Genomic DNA, 16550 nt, shown 5'->3' with positions numbered 1-16550 from the left:
GTCCTTTGCCACCCAACTCTTGAGGTGCAAAGTGTTTAAAAAATGTCTTCCGCTTTTGCTGCTGTGCGCAGCGCCTGCCTTCGCCAAACCGGTGCTGACCGTCTATACCTACGATTCGTTCGCTGCGGACTGGGGGCCTGGCCCAACAATCAAAAAAGCCTTTGAAGCTGACTGCAACTGCGAACTGAAGCTGGTCGCGTTGGAAGATGGCGTCTCGCTGCTTAACCGCCTGCGCATGGAAGGAAAAAACAGCAAAGCCGACGTCGTGCTGGGACTGGATAACAACCTGCTGGAAGCCGCTACGCAAACCAAACTGTTCGCCAAGAGCAATGTCGCAAACGACGCCGTTGACGTACCCGGCGGCTGGAAAAATGACACCTTTGTCCCGTTTGATTACGGCTACTTCGCTTTTGTCTATGATAAAAACAAGCTGAAAAATCCGCCAAAGAGCCTGAAAGAACTGGTCGAAAGCGATCAGAAATGGCGCGTCATTTATCAGGACCCGCGCACCAGCACGCCGGGGCTGGGCCTGCTGTTATGGATGCAAAAAGTCTATGGCGACAAAGCACCGGAGGCGTGGCAGAAACTGGCAGCCAAAACCGTCACCGTCACCAAGGGCTGGAGCGAAGCCTACGGCCTGTTCCTGAAAGGTGAAAGCGATCTGGTACTGAGCTACACCACCTCTCCGGCCTATCACATCATTGACGAGAAAAAAGATAACTACGCCGCCGCCAACTTTAGTGAAGGTCACTATTTGCAGGTGGAAGTCGCCGCCCGCACCGCGGCCAGCAAGCAGCCGGAACTGGCTGAGAAGTTCCTCAAGTTTATGGTTTCTCCGGCATTCCAGAATGCCATTCCGACCGGCAACTGGATGTATCCGGTGACGCAGGTTGCTCTCCCATCAGGATTTGAGCAACTGAAGAAACCGGCCACCGCGCTGGAATTTACCCCGCAGCAGGTTGCGGCTCAGCGTCAGACATGGATTAGCGAATGGCAACGCGCCGTCAGCCGTTAATTCCCGGCTGGCTGCTTCCAGGGCTTTCTGCCGCCACGCTGATGGTCGCAGTAGCCCTGGCCGCGTTTCTGGCGCTATGGTTTAACGCCCCACAAGGAGAATGGCTCTCGCTTTGGCGAGACGACTACCTGTGGCACGTGGTGCGTTTTTCTTTCTGGCAGGCTTTTTTATCCGCAGTGTTGTCGGTTGTCCCGGCAATTTTCCTTGCCAGAGCACTTTATCGCCGCCGTTTCCCCGGACGTCTGGCGCTGCTACGCCTGTGCGCGATGACGTTAATCCTGCCGGTGTTGGTCGCGGTCTTTGGCATTCTCAGCGTGTATGGCCGTCAGGGCTGGTTAGCCTCACTCTGGCAGATATTCGGGCTGGAGTGGACGTTTTCGCCGTACGGTTTGCAGGGTATTCTGCTGGCGCACGTTTTTTTCAATCTGCCGATGGCCAGCCGTCTGCTGTTGCAGTCGCTGGAAAATATTCCCGGTGAACAGCGACAGTTAGCCGCTCAGTTGGGTATCCGCGGCTGGCATTTCTTTCGCTTTGTCGAGTGGCCATGGTTACGCCGTCAGATCCTTCCCGTCGCCGCGCTCATCTTTATGCTGTGCTTCGCCAGCTTCGCCACCGTTTTGTCGCTGGGTGGCGGGCCGCAGGCCACCACCATTGAACTGGCCATCTATCAGGCGCTGAATTTCGATTACGATCCCGCCCGTGCCGCTATGCTGGCGTTGATCCAGATGCTGTGTTGTTTAGCGCTGGTGCTCCTCAGTCAACGCCTGAGCCGCGCTATTGCGCCCGGCACCACGCTGGTTCAGGGCTGGCGCGATCCCGACGATCGTCTGCACAGCCGTCTGGCAGACTCGTTGCTGATTTTCCTGGCCCTGTTGCTGTTGCTGCCGCCGCTGTTGGCAGTGATTGTCGATGGTCTTAACCGCCAGGTTCTGGATGTGCTTATGCAGCCGGTTCTGTGGCAGGCGTTGGGAACTTCACTGCGCATCGCGCTGGCGGCAGGGGCATTGTGCGTGATACTCACCATGATGCTGTTATGGAGCAGTCGCGAACTGCGCGCCCGACAGCAGGTGCTGGCAGGCCAGGTACTGGAGCTTAGCGGCATGATGATCCTCGCCATGCCGGGCATCGTGTTGGCAACCGGCTTCTTTCTGCTGCTCAATAACACCGTTGGTCTCCCCGAATCCGCCGACGGCATTGTGATTTTCACCAACGCGCTGATGGCGATCCCTTACGCGCTGAAGGTACTGGAAAACCCAATGCGTGACGTGACCGCACGCTACAGTATGTTGTGCCAGTCGTTGGGAATTGAGGGATGGTCGCGGCTGAAAGTGGTTGAACTGCGGGCACTGAAACGTCCGCTGGCGCAGGCGATGGCTTTTGCCTGCGTACTGTCGATTGGCGATTTTGGCGTGGTGGCGTTATTTGGCAATGAGGATTTCCGCACCTTGCCGTTTTATCTATATCAGCAGATTGGATCTTATCGCAGTCAGGATGGCGCGGTTACGGCGCTCTTGCTGCTGATCCTGTGTTTTACGCTGTTTACCGTTATTGAGAAATTGCCGGGTAGAAATGTTAAAACTGATTGATATCACATGGCTTTACCACCATTTGCCCATGCGCTTTACGCTGTCAGTCTCGCGCGGTGAGCAGGTCGCAATACTCGGGCCCAGCGGCGCCGGGAAAAGTACGCTATTGAATCTGATTGCCGGCTTTCTTGCGCCTGCCAGCGGCACAATGATGATTGAAGGTGAAGATCACACCGCAACGCCCCCTTCGCGTCGCCCCGTCTCCATGTTGTTTCAGGAAAACAATCTGTTCAGCCATCTGAGCGTGTGGCAAAACATCGGTCTGGGTCTTGATCCGGGATTAAAACTGAACGCATCGCAGCGGGAAAAAATGCGCCGCATCGCCCGGCAAATGGGGCTCGATTCACTGCTGGAGCGACTTCCCGGTGAGCTTTCCGGCGGGCAGCGACAACGTGTGGCGCTGGCGCGTTGTCTGGTGCGGGAGCAACCCATTTTGCTGCTCGATGAACCGTTCTCTGCGCTCGATCCCGCCCTGCGTCAGGAGATGTTAACCCTGGTCGCCGAGGTCTGCCGTGATAAGCAGCTTACGCTGCTGATGGTTTCCCACAGCGTCGAAGATGCGGCGCGAATTGCGCCCCGGTCAATCGTCGTCGCCGACGGACGCATTGCGTGGCAAGGCAAAACAGACGAGCTACTAAGCGGTCAAGCCAGCGCCTCAGCGCTGTTAGGCATCAAGCCTCATATTTCGTAGGCCGGATAAGGCGAAGCCGCCATCCGGCAAGGGAATCGTTAGTAACCCACAACTTTGCGCAGAATATCGATATACACCGGCATCAGCGGGTGACGCAACAGCGCCACCAGCGCGACCACGCCGATCCCGAGCGTCAACGGCGCCAGATACAGTAAACGGCTGCGGGGGAAATACGCAGTTAAACGATCGACTGCCGCTTTGCCGCTGCGCCACAGCCGCCAGCATAACCAGCCTCCAACCCACAGCAGCAACGCCGTCGCCAGCAGCAGCCATTTGAAATCTCCGCTCTGCATATCGGAAGGAATATCGATTGCCGCGCCCGCCAAAATACCCGGCAGGAAATAGAACGGCGGCCACAGCACGCAGCCAATAATATTCGGGACTATAAATTTTGCGACAGGCAGATCCAGCATACCCGCCACCATCGGCACCAGCGGACGCGTTGGGCCGACAAAACGGCCCACCAGAATGGTAAACATGCTGTGCTGATGCAGCGCATGCTCGGTTTTATCCAGCAGCGCCTTGTTCTTTTTCATGAACGACCAACGGTGCAGCGGCTTTTTAAAGCGCCAGCCCAACCAAAAGGAGATCCAATCCCCCAACAGGCAACCGACGATGCCCGCAAGCCAGGCATGCCAGAAATTCAGTTCGCCACTGCCAATCAGCGCCCCCAGCCCCACCATCATCACGGTGCCAGGCAGAATCAGACCAACCAGCGCCAGCGACTCCAAAAAGGCCACCAAAAGTACGGCGATCAGAGAGTACAGGGCGGACTGGAGAATAAAGTGTTCCAGCAATGCTTGCATAATGTGTCCGTCAGATTTACGAAGCAGGGATTTTGATAACCCTTCTCAACTTCGTCAAGCCATCAATTGTCTGAATAGATTGCCAGTTATGACAACTTTCAGGACACATCATTCACTTTTTATTCACATCCAGCACGGAACTCGCTCGGACTGGCGCCGGTACATTTTTTGAAAACGCGAGAGAAATAGAGCTGGTCATCAAAGCCGACGTTGCGACCCACCGTGGCGATAGGCATTCGTGTGGTACTCAGCAGTAGCTTCGCCTGACTGATTCGCTGATCCTCACGCCAGCTTAATACGCTGATGCCCAATTGCTGGCGGAACAGGTGTGACAAACGGGAAGGCGACAGGCAGACGTGCTGTGCGACGCTGGCAATATCAAAATTGCTGTCCGCCAGATGATCGCTAATGTACTGACAGGCATCACGAACGCGGTTGTCCATTGGCGGGTGCAGCGACTCATTAATGGCTTCCATACGTCGGAGTAACAATTGCTCCAGTAAATTAATCGCCAGCAGTTCGGAATAGCGTCCCTCTCCCTGCCCGGCATTGATGATCTGCCCAAACAGCTCGTTGAAATGCGGTTGATGCGCTTCATCAGGACGAAAGAAACCGGTCTGGGCAAAAATGGCCGGCCAGGCCAGCCACTCCTGCCAGTAAGCGCGTGGCCGGAAGTAGACCCACTGGTGATACCACTCGCTGGCGTCAGGATGGCGTCCGTAGTGGTGAATTTCGCCAGGCGGAAACAGCAAAATATCGCCAGGTCGACAGACAAACTGCTTGCCCTGATTATTAATGACCCCTTGCCCACGAATAGTGAGATTGAGGATATAGCCTTTCATCCCCAGCGGCCGGTCGATAAAAAAATCCAGGTATCCGTTCGCCTCAATGGGGGTCAATCCAGCCACCAAATGTGCGTTAAACGAATAGCCCGGCAGGAGGGGATCGTTTTGCGTTTCAGCCATAATTTCAATACTCCCTGGGTTCTGCTAAGAAACAATTTGTCCATATTACGCCAGACATCATCGCCGTCGTCCCGGCGGGCCACAGTTGTTTGCGGTAATGGACCATCAACCCCGCTTGTGAAAAGCAATTTGTAAAAAACATGTACCACGCCAACGTCAAAATCGGCTAACAAAAGTGTCTATAACTACGGCAGAAATGTCCACATTGATTATTTGCACGGCGTCACACTTTGTGATGCCACAGCATTTTAGTCCATAAGATTAGCGAATCCTGCCTGACGGTTTTTATCCCTGGTCACTACTGTTTATCCATACCCGTATTTTTGGATGGAGTAAGACGATGGCGATTGCAATTGGCCTCGATTTTGGTAGTGATTCGGTACGCGCTTTGGCGGTGGAATGTGCCACTGGTGAAGAAATCGCCACCAGCGTTGAGTGGTACCCACGTTGGCAGGAAGGGCAGTTTTGCGACGGCCCAAACAACCAGTTTCGCCATCATCCGCGCGACTACATTGAATCCATGGAAGCGGCGCTGAAAACCGTACTCGACGAACTGAGCGCGGAACAACGCGCAGAAGTGGTCGGGATTGGCGTTGACAGTACCGGCTCAACCCCGGCGCCTATCGATGCCGACGGCAACGTACTGGCGCTGCGCCCGGAGTTCGCGGAAAACCCGAATGCGATGTTTGTTCTGTGGAAAGATCACACTGCGGTAGAAGAAGCCGAAGAAATTACTCGCCTGTGCCACACGCCAGGCAAGATCGATTACTCCCGCTATATTGGCGGTATTTATTCCAGCGAATGGTTCTGGGCAAAAATCCTGCACGTGACTCGCCAGGACCACGCGGTCGCCGAGGCGGCGGTCTCATGGATTGAGCTGTGTGACTGGGTTCCGGCCCTGCTCTCCAATACTGTGCGCCCCCAGGATATTCGTCGCGGTCGCTGCAGCGCCGGGCATAAATCCCTGTGGCATGAAAGTTGGGGGGGGCTGCCGCCAGCCAGTTTCTTTGACGAACTCGACCCCATCCTCAACCGCCATCTGCAATACCCAATGTTTAGCGACACCTTCACGGCGGACCTGCCGGTTGGCACTCTGTGTGCCGAGTGGGCGCAGCGCCTGGGTCTATCGGAAAGCGTGGTGATTTCAGGCGGCGCTTTTGACTGCCATATGGGCGCGGTCGGCGCAGGCGCACAGCCCAATACGCTGGTGAAAGTCATCGGCACCTCTACCTGCGACATTCTGATTGCCGATAAACACAGCGTTGGCGAACGCGCGGTGAAAGGCATTTGCGGGCAGGTTGATGGCAGCGTGGTGCCGCATTTTATCGGTCTGGAAGCGGGGCAATCTGCTTTCGGCGACATCTATGCCTGGTTTAGCCGCGTGTTGAGCTGGCCGCTGGAACAGCTTGCCGCGCAGCACCCGGAACTGAAAACCCAGATTAAAGCCAGCCAAAAACAGCTGCTGCCAGCGCTCACCGAAGCCTGGGCGAAAAATCCGTCGCTGGATCACCTGCCGGTGGTGCTCGACTGGTTTAATGGTCGTCGTACGCCGAATGCCAACCAGCGTCTGAAAGGCGTCATTACCGACCTGAATCTGGCAACCGATGCGCCAGCGCTGTTCGGTGGTCTGATCGCCGCCACGGCCTTTGGCGCGCGCGCCATCATGGAATGCTTCACCGAACAAGGCATTGCGGTTAACAACGTCATGGCGCTCGGCGGTATCGCGCGTAAAAACCCGGTCATCATGCAGGCCTGCTGCGACGTGCTAAACCGTCCGCTGCAGATTGTCGCTTCAGACCAGTGCTGCGCGCTCGGTGCGGCTATCTTCGCCGCCGTTGCCGCGCAGGTCCATGCAGACATTCCAGCCGCCCAGCAACACATGGCGAGCGCAGTAGAAAAGACGATGCAACCTCGTCCAGAACAGGCTCAACGTTTTGAACAACTTTACCGCCGCTACCAGCAGTGGGCGGTAAGCGCTGAACAACAATACCTTCCGACTGCCGCTCCGGCGCAACAAGCCCCGGTAGACCTGGCAACCCTGACTCATTAAGGACACGACAATGACAATTTTTAATAACTATGAAGTGTGGTTTGTGATTGGTAGCCAGCACTTGTATGGCCCGGAAACCCTGCGTCAGGTAACCCAACATGCCGAGCACGTTGTTAACGCACTGAATACGGAAGCTAACCTGCCCTGCAAACTGGTGTTAAAACCGCTGGGTACTTCACCTGACGAAATTACCGCTATCTGTCGTGATGCCAACTATGACGATCGCTGCGCAGGTCTGGTGGTCTGGCTGCACACCTTCTCTCCAGCCAAAATGTGGATTAACGGTCTGACTATCCTCAATAAGCCGCTGATGCAGTTCCACACCCAATTCAACGCCGCCCTGCCGTGGGACAGCATTGATATGGACTTTATGAACCTGAACCAGACCGCACACGGCGGTCGCGAATTCGGCTTCATCGGTGCGCGTATGCGTCAGCAGCACGCCGTGGTCACCGGCCATTGGCAGGATAAGCAGGCGCACGAGCGTATTGGCTCCTGGATGCGCCAGGCGGTGTCCAAACAGGATACCCGCCATCTGAAAGTCTGCCGTTTTGGCGACAACATGCGTGAAGTAGCGGTCACTGACGGCGATAAGGTTGCCGCACAGATCAAATTCGGCTTCTCGGTAAATACCTGGGCCGTGGGCGACCTGGTGCAGGTAGTGAACGCAATTAGTGACGGCGAAATCAACGCGCTGATCGACGAGTATGAAAGCACCTACACCATGACGGCGGCCACACAAGTCCATGGTGAGAAACGTCAGAACGTACTGGAAGCCGCCCGAATTGAACTGGGAATGAAGCGCTTCCTTGAGCAGGGCGGATTCCACGCCTTCACGACGACATTTGAAGATTTGCACGGCCTGAAACAACTCCCGGGTCTGGCCGTACAGCGTCTGATGCAGCAAGGCTACGGCTTTGCGGGCGAAGGCGACTGGAAAACCGCCGCTCTGCTTCGCATCATGAAGGTGATGTCAACCGGTCTGCAGGGCGGCACCTCATTTATGGAGGATTACACCTACCACTTCGAGAAAGGCAACGATCTGGTGCTCGGCTCACACATGCTGGAAGTGTGCCCGTCAATCGCTGTGGAAGAGAAACCGATCCTCGACGTTCAGCACCTCGGCATTGGCGGTAAAGACGATCCTGCCCGTCTGATCTTCAACACCAAAACCGGCCCGGCAGTGGTCGCCAGCCTGATCGATCTCGGCGATCGTTATCGCCTGCTGGTTAACTGCATCGACACGGTGCAAACGCCGCACGACCTGCCGAAACTGCCGGTGGCTAACGCATTGTGGAAGGCCCAGCCGGATCTACCAACCGCATCTGAGGCCTGGATCCTTGCCGGCGGCGCGCACCACACCGTCTTCAGCCATGCGCTGGATCTGAACGATATGCGCCAGTTCGCTGAAATGCACGATATCGAGATCGCAGTGATCGATAACGAGACCCGTCTGCCGGCCTTTAAGGACGCGCTGCGCTGGAACGAAGTGTATTACGGGTTCAAACGTTAATTGGTGAAACGGATTGCCCGGTGGCATTTCATTTACCGGGCCTACAAATCACCGTAGGCCGGATAAGCGAAACGCCATCCGGCATTCAGGAGTTTACATGCTAGAAGATCTTAAACGTCAGGTACTGGAAGCGAATCTGGCACTGCCCAAGCACAACCTGGTGACGCTGACCTGGGGTAACGTTAGCGCCGTCGATCGCGAACGCGGCGTGTTTGTGATTAAACCTTCCGGTGTCGATTACAGCGTCATGACCGCAGACGATATGGTTGTTGTCAGTATCGCCACCGGGGAAGTCGTTGAAGGCACGAAAAAGCCCTCCTCCGATACCCCAACGCACCGTTTGTTATATCAGGCATTCCCGACCATTGGCGGCATTGTTCATACCCACTCGCGCCACGCGACAATCTGGGCGCAGGCGGGTCAGTCGATTCCGGCGACAGGCACCACCCACGCTGACTATTTCTATGGCACGATTCCCTGTACACGGAAAATGACCGAGGACGAAATCAACGGCGAGTATGAGTGGGAAACCGGGAATGTAATCTTTGAAACCTTTGAGAAACAAGGGATTGACGCAGCGCAGATGCCAGGCGTACTGGTGCACTCTCACGGTCCGTTCGCCTGGGGAAAAAATGCCGAAGATGCGGTGCATAACGCCATCGTGCTGGAAGAAGTCGCCTATATGGGGATATTCTGCCGCCAACTCGCGCCGCAGTTGCCGGATATGCAACAAACCCTGCTGGATAAACACTACCTGCGTAAACATGGCGCAAAAGCCTATTACGGTCAGTGAAATGACGCTAGGCGCGTCCGGAAACAATGACGCGCCTTCTTATTATTGAGTTATATATTCCGCAAACGTACTTCGATACACACAATTATTAGCACAAACGTATTTAATCACATTATCATAATGTCCCAGCGCCTCTTCGCCATCCAGAGAATGAAAGAAAATATAATCTGCAATTGTTGACTGCCAGCGTTGGCCGTTCAACAGATAATTAATAACCGTATCACGATGCCCATTTATTCTGTCCTGTCCTTGCCAGTGAAAGAAGGCATTCCCACGATCAATAATCTCAGAGCGCCAGATTTGACCTGACCATGTTCTATACTCAATGTATTGACTTACCGACTTAATAGTCGGGTTAGATAGCTGAGTATTAACAAATAAATAGTGGTCATATCCTACCTGTAACGCCTGAGTATAAACATTCATAACACCTCTCCATTTCACAACACACCCAAGCTATTGATATAAAACACCCGAGCCGCCAGATGAATAAAAATTACATCAGGAGATAAAAATCAAATTATGCAGAGAGATATTCCCGACGAAATCGTACCGAAAATCTGTTTTTATCCAGACAATAGTAATCCAATAATATATATTATATTCAACCTGACAACCCGAATGCTTCGATTAAAATAGTTACACTAACCATGAATAAAAACAAATTAAAAAAAGTGTAATTTTTTCTGAACCGAGGGCTAAGTAGCAGAATGGGTTGAGCACTATTCTGAAAATGTGAAAAAACTCCTGAAGCAGACTATCAATTTAAGGAAAACACATAATCAAAAAGCAGTAATTTAAATAAATAATCAAAACAGACTAATCAAATAATTTACGGAAGTATAACCAGAAACTGTATTCATAAATTAAATAGTTCAACACTGAAATTTTGTACCCGAAAAGAATTTTACTGTCACTGCGACTGCGTCTTACCGCGACTTTTATCTTACAACTGTACAAAATAACAGTACAATCGTGCAATCCAGGCTATAATCATGCCTGGTTTTTTAATGGATACACAGCGTGGCGCAGGCAGGCTTTATTTTAACCCGGCACTGGCGGGACACCCCGCAGGGAACTGAGGTCTCATTCTGGCTGGCGACAGACGACGGGCCGCTGCTGGTCACGCTCGCGCCTCAGGAATCCGTCGCGTTTATACCTGGCAGTCAGGTTCCGCGCGTTACATCATTATTACGTACAGAGAACGGCTATCGCCTGACGCCGCTTCAGCTACAAGATTTCCACCGCCAGCCCGTTTCGGGTCTGTATTGCCGCTCCCACCGCCAGCTCATGCGGCTGGAAAAACTCCTGCGCGAAAACGACATCACCGTTTATGAGGCTGACGTACGCCCGCCAGAGCGATATCTGATGGAGCGCTTTATCACGTCCCCGATCTGGGTCGAAGGCGACAAACATAACGGCACGCTGATTAATGCCCGCCTGAAGCCAAACCCGGACTATCGACCGCCGCTAAAATGGGTATCGCTGGATATCGAAACCACGCGGCATGGTGAACTCTACTGCATCGGTCTTGAAGGCTGCGGGCAGCGTATTGTCTACATGCTCGGCCCGGCAAACGGCGATGCCTCGGCGCTGGATTTTGAACTTGAGTACGTGGCTAGCCGACCGCAGTTGCTGGAAAAGCTCAACGACTGGATTGCCCGTCATGATCCCGATGTCATCATTGGCTGGAATGTGGTGCAATTCGATTTACGCGTCCTGCAAAAGCATGCCGAACGTTATCGCATCCCCCTGCGTTTTGGTCGTGATAATAGCGAACTGGAGTGGCGCGAGCATGGCTTCAAAAACGGCGTGTTCTTCGCGCAGGCCAAAGGTCGACTGATCATTGACGGCATTGAAGCGCTCAAATCCGCATTCTGGAATTTCTCGTCATTCTCGCTGGAAACGGTGTCGCAAGAATTGCTGGGCGAAGGAAAATCGATTGATAACCCGTGGGACCGAATGGACGAAATTGACCGTCGGTTTGCCCAGGATAAACCCGCGCTCGCTACCTACAATCTCAAAGACTGTGAGCTGGTCACGCGCATTTTTCATAAAACCGAGATCATGCCTTTTCTGCTGGAGCGCTCGACGGTCAACGGTCTGCCGGTCGACCGTCACGGTGGTTCGGTTGCCGCCTTCGGCCACCTCTACCTTCCGCGCATGCACCGGGCGGGTTACGTGGCGCCAAATCTGGGGGAAGTTCCCGCGCACGCCAGCCCCGGCGGCTATGTGATGGACTCGCGCCCGGGATTGTACGACTCCGTTCTGGTGCTGGATTACAAAAGCCTGTACCCCTCAATTATTCGTACATTTTTGATCGATCCGGTGGGGCTTATCGAAGGGATGGCGCACCCGGATCGGGAGCACAGCACCGAAGGTTTTCTTGACGCCTGGTTCTCACGCGAAAAACACTGCCTGCCGGAGATCGTTACTCAGATCTGGCACGGGCGTGAAGAAGCAAAACGCCACGGGAATAAACCGCTCTCGCAGGCGCTGAAAATTATCATGAATGCGTTTTACGGCGTACTGGGTACTACCGCCTGTCGCTTTTTCGACCCGAGACTGGCCTCATCAATCACGATGCGCGGCCATGCGATCATGCGCCAGACCAAAGCGTTAATTGAGGCTCAGGGTTACGACGTCATCTATGGTGATACCGACTCGACCTTTGTCTGGCTTAAAAAGGCGCACTCAGAAGATGATGCCGCCCGGATTGGCCGGGAGCTGGTGAGCCATGTCAACTCGTGGTGGGCGCAATCGCTAAAGCAACAAAATCTGACCAGCGCGCTGGAGCTGGAGTTTGAAACCCACTTTTGTCGCTTTCTGATGCCGACTATTCGCGGTGCGGATACCGGTAGTAAAAAGCGTTACGCCGGGATGATTCAGGAAGGGGCTGAACAACGCATGGTGTTTAAGGGACTGGAAACGGTTCGCACCGACTGGACACCGCTGGCGCAACAATTCCAGCAGGAGCTGTACCTGCGAATTTTTCGTAACGAGCCGTATCAGGAGTTTGTCCGCGAGACCATCGACCGTCTGATGGCAGGTGAACTGGATGCACAACTGGTGTACCGCAAACGCCTGCGCCGCCCGTTAAGTGAATACCAGCGTAATGTTCCGCCACACGTCCGCGCGGCACGACTGGCTGATGAACAGAATATAAAACGAGGTCGCGCGCCACAGTACCAAAACCGTGGCACCATTAAATATGTCTGGACAGTAAACGGCCCTGAACCTGTGGATTATCAGCAATCTGCTCTCGATTATGAGCACTATCTGACCCGTCAGATACAACCGGTTGCCGAGGGAATACTTCCCTTTATCGATGATAACTTTGCTACACTACTCACAGGGCAACTGGGGTTATTTTGACGCGTGACGAAACCGCCGCCATCCAGTACCATAGCGCCCTTTCCATTCCTGGACCCATTTAACACCACTACCACTGATTTATTAGCCTGGTAGCGGGGTCGTATGCTCTCAAAAACCGGGTTAGCCCGGAAAATGACGAGTATTGCCTGCAATTAAAGATATAGAGCCGAACATATATGCCTTTTACACTTGGTCAACGCTGGATCAGCGATACAGAAAGCGAACTGGGACTTGGTACTGTTGTCGCCATGGATGCGCGAACCGTCACTTTACTTTTCTCATCGACGGGCGAAAACCGTCTGTATGCGCGCAGTGATTCTCCCGTGACCCGCGTGATGTTCAATCCTGGCGATACGATAACGAGCCATGAAGGCTGGCAACTGCATGTCGATGAAGTAAAAGAAGAAAACGGCCTGCTTGCCTATATCGGAACCCGCCTTGATACCGAAGAAACCGGTGTAACGCTGCGTGAAGTGTTGCTCGACAGTAAACTGGTATTCAGCAAACCACAGGATCGCCTGTTTGCCGGTCAGATTGACCGTATGGACCGCTTTGCGCTGCGCTATCGCGCGCGTAAATTTCAGAGCGAACAGTACCGTATGCCATGGAGTGGTTTGCGCGGCCAACGTACCAGCCTGATCCCCCACCAGCTCAACATTGCTCATGATGTTGGTCGTCGTCACGCCCCGCGCGTTTTGCTGGCTGACGAAGTGGGTTTAGGTAAAACCATTGAAGCCGGGATGATCCTGCATCAGCAACTGCTTTCCGGCGCCGCTGAACGCGTACTGATCATCGTCCCGGAGACGCTACAGCACCAGTGGCTGGTCGAAATGCTGCGCCGTTTCAACCTGCGTTTTGCGCTGTTCGATGATGAGCGTTATGCAGAAGCGCAACACGACGCCTACAACCCATTTGAAACCGAACAGTTAGTTATCTGTTCGCTGGACTTTGCCCGTCGCAGTAAACAGCGTCTGGAGCACCTGTGTGACGCCGAATGGGATCTGCTGATTGTCGACGAAGCCCATCACCTGGTGTGGAGCGAAGATGCGCCCAGCCGCGAATATATGGCCATTGAACAGTTGGCTGAACGCGTACCGGGTATCCTGCTGCTGACCGCTACGCCAGAACAACTGGGTATGGAAAGCCACTTTGCACGTCTGCGCCTGCTGGATCCAAGCCGTTTCCACGATTTCGCCCAGTTTGTTGAAGAGCAAAAAAATTACCGTCCGGTCGCTGATGCCGTCGCCATGCTACTGGCTGGCAATAAGCTGAGTAACGATGAGCTGAATATGTTAGGCGACATGATTGGCGAGCAGGATATTGAGCCATTATTGCAGGCAGCAAACAGCGACAGCGAAGACGCCCAGAGCGCGCGTCAGGAACTGGTTTCGATGCTGATGGACCGCCATGGCACCAGCCGTGTGCTGTTCCGTAACACCCGTAACGGTGTGAAAGGCTTCCCGAAACGCGAACTGCATACCATCAAATTACCGTTGCCGACCCAATACCAGACCGCGATAAAAGTCTCCGGCATTATGGGCGCGCGTAAGAGTGCGGAAGACCGGGCTCGCGACATGCTCTACCCGGAACAGATTTATCAGGAATTCGAAGGCGATACCGGCACCTGGTGGAACTTTGATCCGCGCGTGGAATGGCTGATGGGCTACCTGACCAGCCACCGTTCGCAAAAAGTGCTGGTTATCTGCGCGAAAGCGACCACCGCGCTGCAACTGGAGCAGGTCCTGCGCGAACGCGAAGGGATCCGCGCCGCCGTGTTCCATGAAGGAATGTCGATTATTGAACGTGACCGCGCGGCGGCCTGGTTTAGCGAAGAAGATAGCGGCGCCCAGGTGATGCTGTGTTCTGAAATCGGCTCAGAAGGGCGTAACTTCCAGTTCGCCAGCAACCTGGTGATGTTCGACCTGCCGTTCAACCCGGACCTGCTGGAACAGCGTATTGGTCGTCTGGACCGTATCGGCCAGGCACATGATATTCAGATCCACGTACCGTTCCTGGAAAAAACCGCGCAATCCGTGCTGGTGCGCTGGTACCACGAAGGTCTGGATGCGTTCGAACACACTTGCCCAACCGGACGTACTATCTATGACACGGTATACAACAATCTGATCGGCTTCCTGGCTGAGCCGGAAAATACCGATGGCTTTGATGACCTGATCAAAACCTGCCGTGAGCAGCACGAGGCGCTGAAAGCCCAACTGGAGCAAGGCCGCGATCGCCTGCTGGAAATTCACTCCAATGGCGGTGAAAAAGCTCAGCAACTTACCGAAAGTATTGAAGAGCAGGATGACGACACCAGCCTGATCGCCTTTGCCATGAACCTGTTTGATATCGTCGGTATTAATCAGGATGACCGTGGCGACAATTTAATCGTACTGACGCCGTCCGATCATATGCTGGTACCGGATTTCCCTGGCCTGCCGGAAGATGGCTGCACCATTACGTTTGAACGTGATGTCGCCCTGTCGCGTGAAGACGCGCAGTTTATTACCTGGGAGCATCCGCTGATCCGCAATGGTCTGGATCTGATCCTGTCCGGCGACACCGGAAGCAGCACTATTTCTTTATTGAAAAACAAAGCGTTACCGGTCGGCACTCTGCTGGTTGAACTGGTTTACGTTGTAGAGGCGCAAGCGCCGAAACAGCTGCAGTTGAACCGCTTCCTGCCGCCAACGCCGGTACGCATGCTGCTGGATAAAAACGGCAATAACCTTGCCGCGCAGGTTGAATTCGAAACCTTTAACCGTCAGCTCAGCGCCGTTAACCGCCACACCGGCAGCAAACTGGTCAACGCCGTGCAGCAGGATGTTCATGCCATCCTGCAGTTGGGTGAGGCGCAGGTGGAAAAATCCGCCCGTGCGCTGATCGACGCGGCGCGCAAAGAAGCGGATGAGAAGCTGACAGCAGAACTGTCGCGTCTGGAAGCCCTACGTGCCGTTAACCCGAACATCCGTGATGACGAACTGAGCGCCATTGAAAGCAACCGCCAGCAGGTGTTGGAAAGCCTGGAGCAGGCGGGCTGGCGTCTGGATGCCCTGCGTCTGATCGTCGTGACGCACCAGTAACGGAGCCATACATGGGGATGGAAAACTACAATCCGCCGCAGGAACCCTGGCTGGTTATCCTGTATCAGGATGAGCACATTATGGTGGTCAACAAGCCGAGCGGCTTGTTGTCCGTGCCGGGTCGTCTGGATGAGCACAAAGACAGCGTGATGACGCGTATTCAACGCGACTACCCACAGGCTGAATCCGTACATCGTCTGGATATGGCAACCAGCGGCGTGATTGTAGTCGCGCTAACCAAAGCGGCAGAGCGTGAACTCAAACGCCAGTTTCGCGAGCGCGAACCGAAAAAGCAGTATGTTGCACGCGTATGGGGACATCCGGCGCCAGCCGAGGGACTGGTTGATTTACCGCTGATTTGCGACTGGCCGAACCGACCAAAGCAGAAAGTGTGTTATGAGACCGGGAAATCCGCGCAGACCGAGTATGAAGTGGTCGAGTTCGCGCCGGATAACACCGCCCGGGTGGTGCTCAAACCCATAACCGGACGCTCCCACCAGTTGCGTGTGCATATGCTGGCATTAGGACATCCGATCCTCGGCGACCGCTTCTACGCTCCGCCAGAAGCCCTGGCGTTAGCACCACGCCTGCTGCTGCACGCAGAGATGTTAACCATCACCCATCCCGCATACGGCAACAACATGACGTTTAAAGTCCCGGCGGATTTTTAAAC

12 protein-coding genes are annotated in these 16550 nt (G+C 54.3%); 9 read left to right on the top strand and 3 right to left on the bottom strand.

Translation table 11 applies throughout. From position 1 onward, the window contains the following. Window positions 1–31 precede the first annotated feature (31 nt). The 3 genes from thiB to thiQ are packed head-to-tail and all read left to right on the top strand — an operon-like array spanning window position 32 to window position 3292. A complete protein-coding gene (gene thiB, locus JSN25_RS08910; RefSeq protein ID WP_069324065.1) occupies window positions 32–1015 on the top strand; it encodes a thiamine ABC transporter substrate binding subunit in 984 nt (327 codons plus the stop codon). Then, complete coding sequence (gene thiP / locus JSN25_RS08905) at window positions 991–2601, top strand: thiamine/thiamine pyrophosphate ABC transporter permease ThiP (RefSeq protein WP_199966982.1); 1611 nt, start codon at window positions 991–993, stop codon at window positions 2599–2601. The genes thiB and thiP overlap by 25 nt, the downstream gene beginning before the upstream one ends. Then, on the top strand, window positions 2585–3292 hold the full coding sequence (gene thiQ / locus JSN25_RS08900) for a thiamine ABC transporter ATP-binding protein ThiQ (RefSeq protein ID WP_204525631.1): 708 nt from the start codon (window positions 2585–2587) through the stop codon (window positions 3290–3292). The genes thiP and thiQ overlap by 17 nt, the downstream gene beginning before the upstream one ends. 38 nt (window positions 3293–3330) lie before the next feature. Here thiQ and JSN25_RS08895 read toward each other — a convergent pair whose 3' ends face one another. Together JSN25_RS08895 and araC are read right to left on the bottom strand one after the other, a co-directional pair. Continuing rightward, window positions 3331–4098 carry a DedA family protein gene (locus tag JSN25_RS08895; RefSeq protein WP_204525630.1) on the bottom strand — a complete coding sequence of 256 codons (768 nt, stop codon included), beginning with the start codon at window positions 4096–4098 and terminating at the stop codon, window positions 3331–3333. 119 nt (window positions 4099–4217) lie between these two features. Further along, a complete protein-coding gene (araC, locus tag JSN25_RS08890; protein ID WP_038637154.1) occupies window positions 4218–5063 on the bottom strand; it encodes an arabinose operon transcriptional regulator AraC in 846 nt (281 codons plus the stop codon). Window positions 5064–5403: 340 nt separating this feature from the next. On the opposite strand from araC, the gene araB reads away from it, so the two are divergent. From araB to araD, 3 genes are all read left to right on the top strand, one after another. After that, entirely contained in the window at window positions 5404–7113 is a 1710-nt protein-coding gene (gene araB / locus JSN25_RS08885; RefSeq protein ID WP_204525629.1) for a ribulokinase, read from the top strand. Between the two features lie 10 nt (window positions 7114–7123). Further along, window positions 7124–8626, top strand: a complete 1503-nt coding sequence (gene araA / locus JSN25_RS08880) for an L-arabinose isomerase (protein ID WP_069324068.1) — start codon at window positions 7124–7126, stop codon at window positions 8624–8626. Between the two features lie 97 nt (window positions 8627–8723). Further along, entirely contained in the window at window positions 8724–9419 is a 696-nt protein-coding gene (gene araD, locus JSN25_RS08875) for an L-ribulose-5-phosphate 4-epimerase (RefSeq protein ID WP_204525628.1), read from the top strand. A gap of 42 nt (window positions 9420–9461) precedes the next feature. Here the strand turns inward: araD and JSN25_RS08870 are convergent, their stop codons facing one another. Further along, window positions 9462–9845, bottom strand: coding sequence for a DUF4751 family protein (locus JSN25_RS08870; protein ID WP_038637140.1), 384 nt, complete (start codon window positions 9843–9845; stop codon window positions 9462–9464). A gap of 597 nt (window positions 9846–10442) precedes the next feature. Between JSN25_RS08870 and polB the strand changes: the two genes are divergently transcribed. The 3 genes from polB to rluA all read left to right on the top strand — a co-directional run bounded on the left by polB (window position 10443) and on the right by rluA (window position 16548). After that, a complete protein-coding gene (gene polB / locus JSN25_RS08865; RefSeq protein ID WP_199952530.1) occupies window positions 10443–12794 on the top strand; it encodes a DNA polymerase II in 2352 nt (783 codons plus the stop codon). Window positions 12795–12970: 176 nt separating this feature from the next. Then, window positions 12971–15877 carry an RNA polymerase-associated protein RapA gene (gene rapA, locus JSN25_RS08860; RefSeq protein WP_038637132.1) on the top strand — a complete coding sequence of 969 codons (2907 nt, stop codon included), beginning with the start codon at window positions 12971–12973 and terminating at the stop codon, window positions 15875–15877. Window positions 15878–15888: 11 nt separating this feature from the next. Then, a complete protein-coding gene (gene rluA, locus JSN25_RS08855; protein ID WP_150344649.1) occupies window positions 15889–16548 on the top strand; it encodes a bifunctional tRNA pseudouridine(32) synthase/23S rRNA pseudouridine(746) synthase RluA in 660 nt (219 codons plus the stop codon). Window positions 16549–16550 lie beyond the last annotated feature (2 nt).

Origin of the sequence: Citrobacter cronae, assembly GCF_016893685.1 — a bacterium.
Classification (GTDB): domain Bacteria; phylum Pseudomonadota; class Gammaproteobacteria; order Enterobacterales; family Enterobacteriaceae; genus Citrobacter; species Citrobacter werkmanii.
The sequence above is the reverse complement of the archived record's forward strand: the minus strand, read 5'-3'. Positions and strand labels throughout refer to the sequence as shown.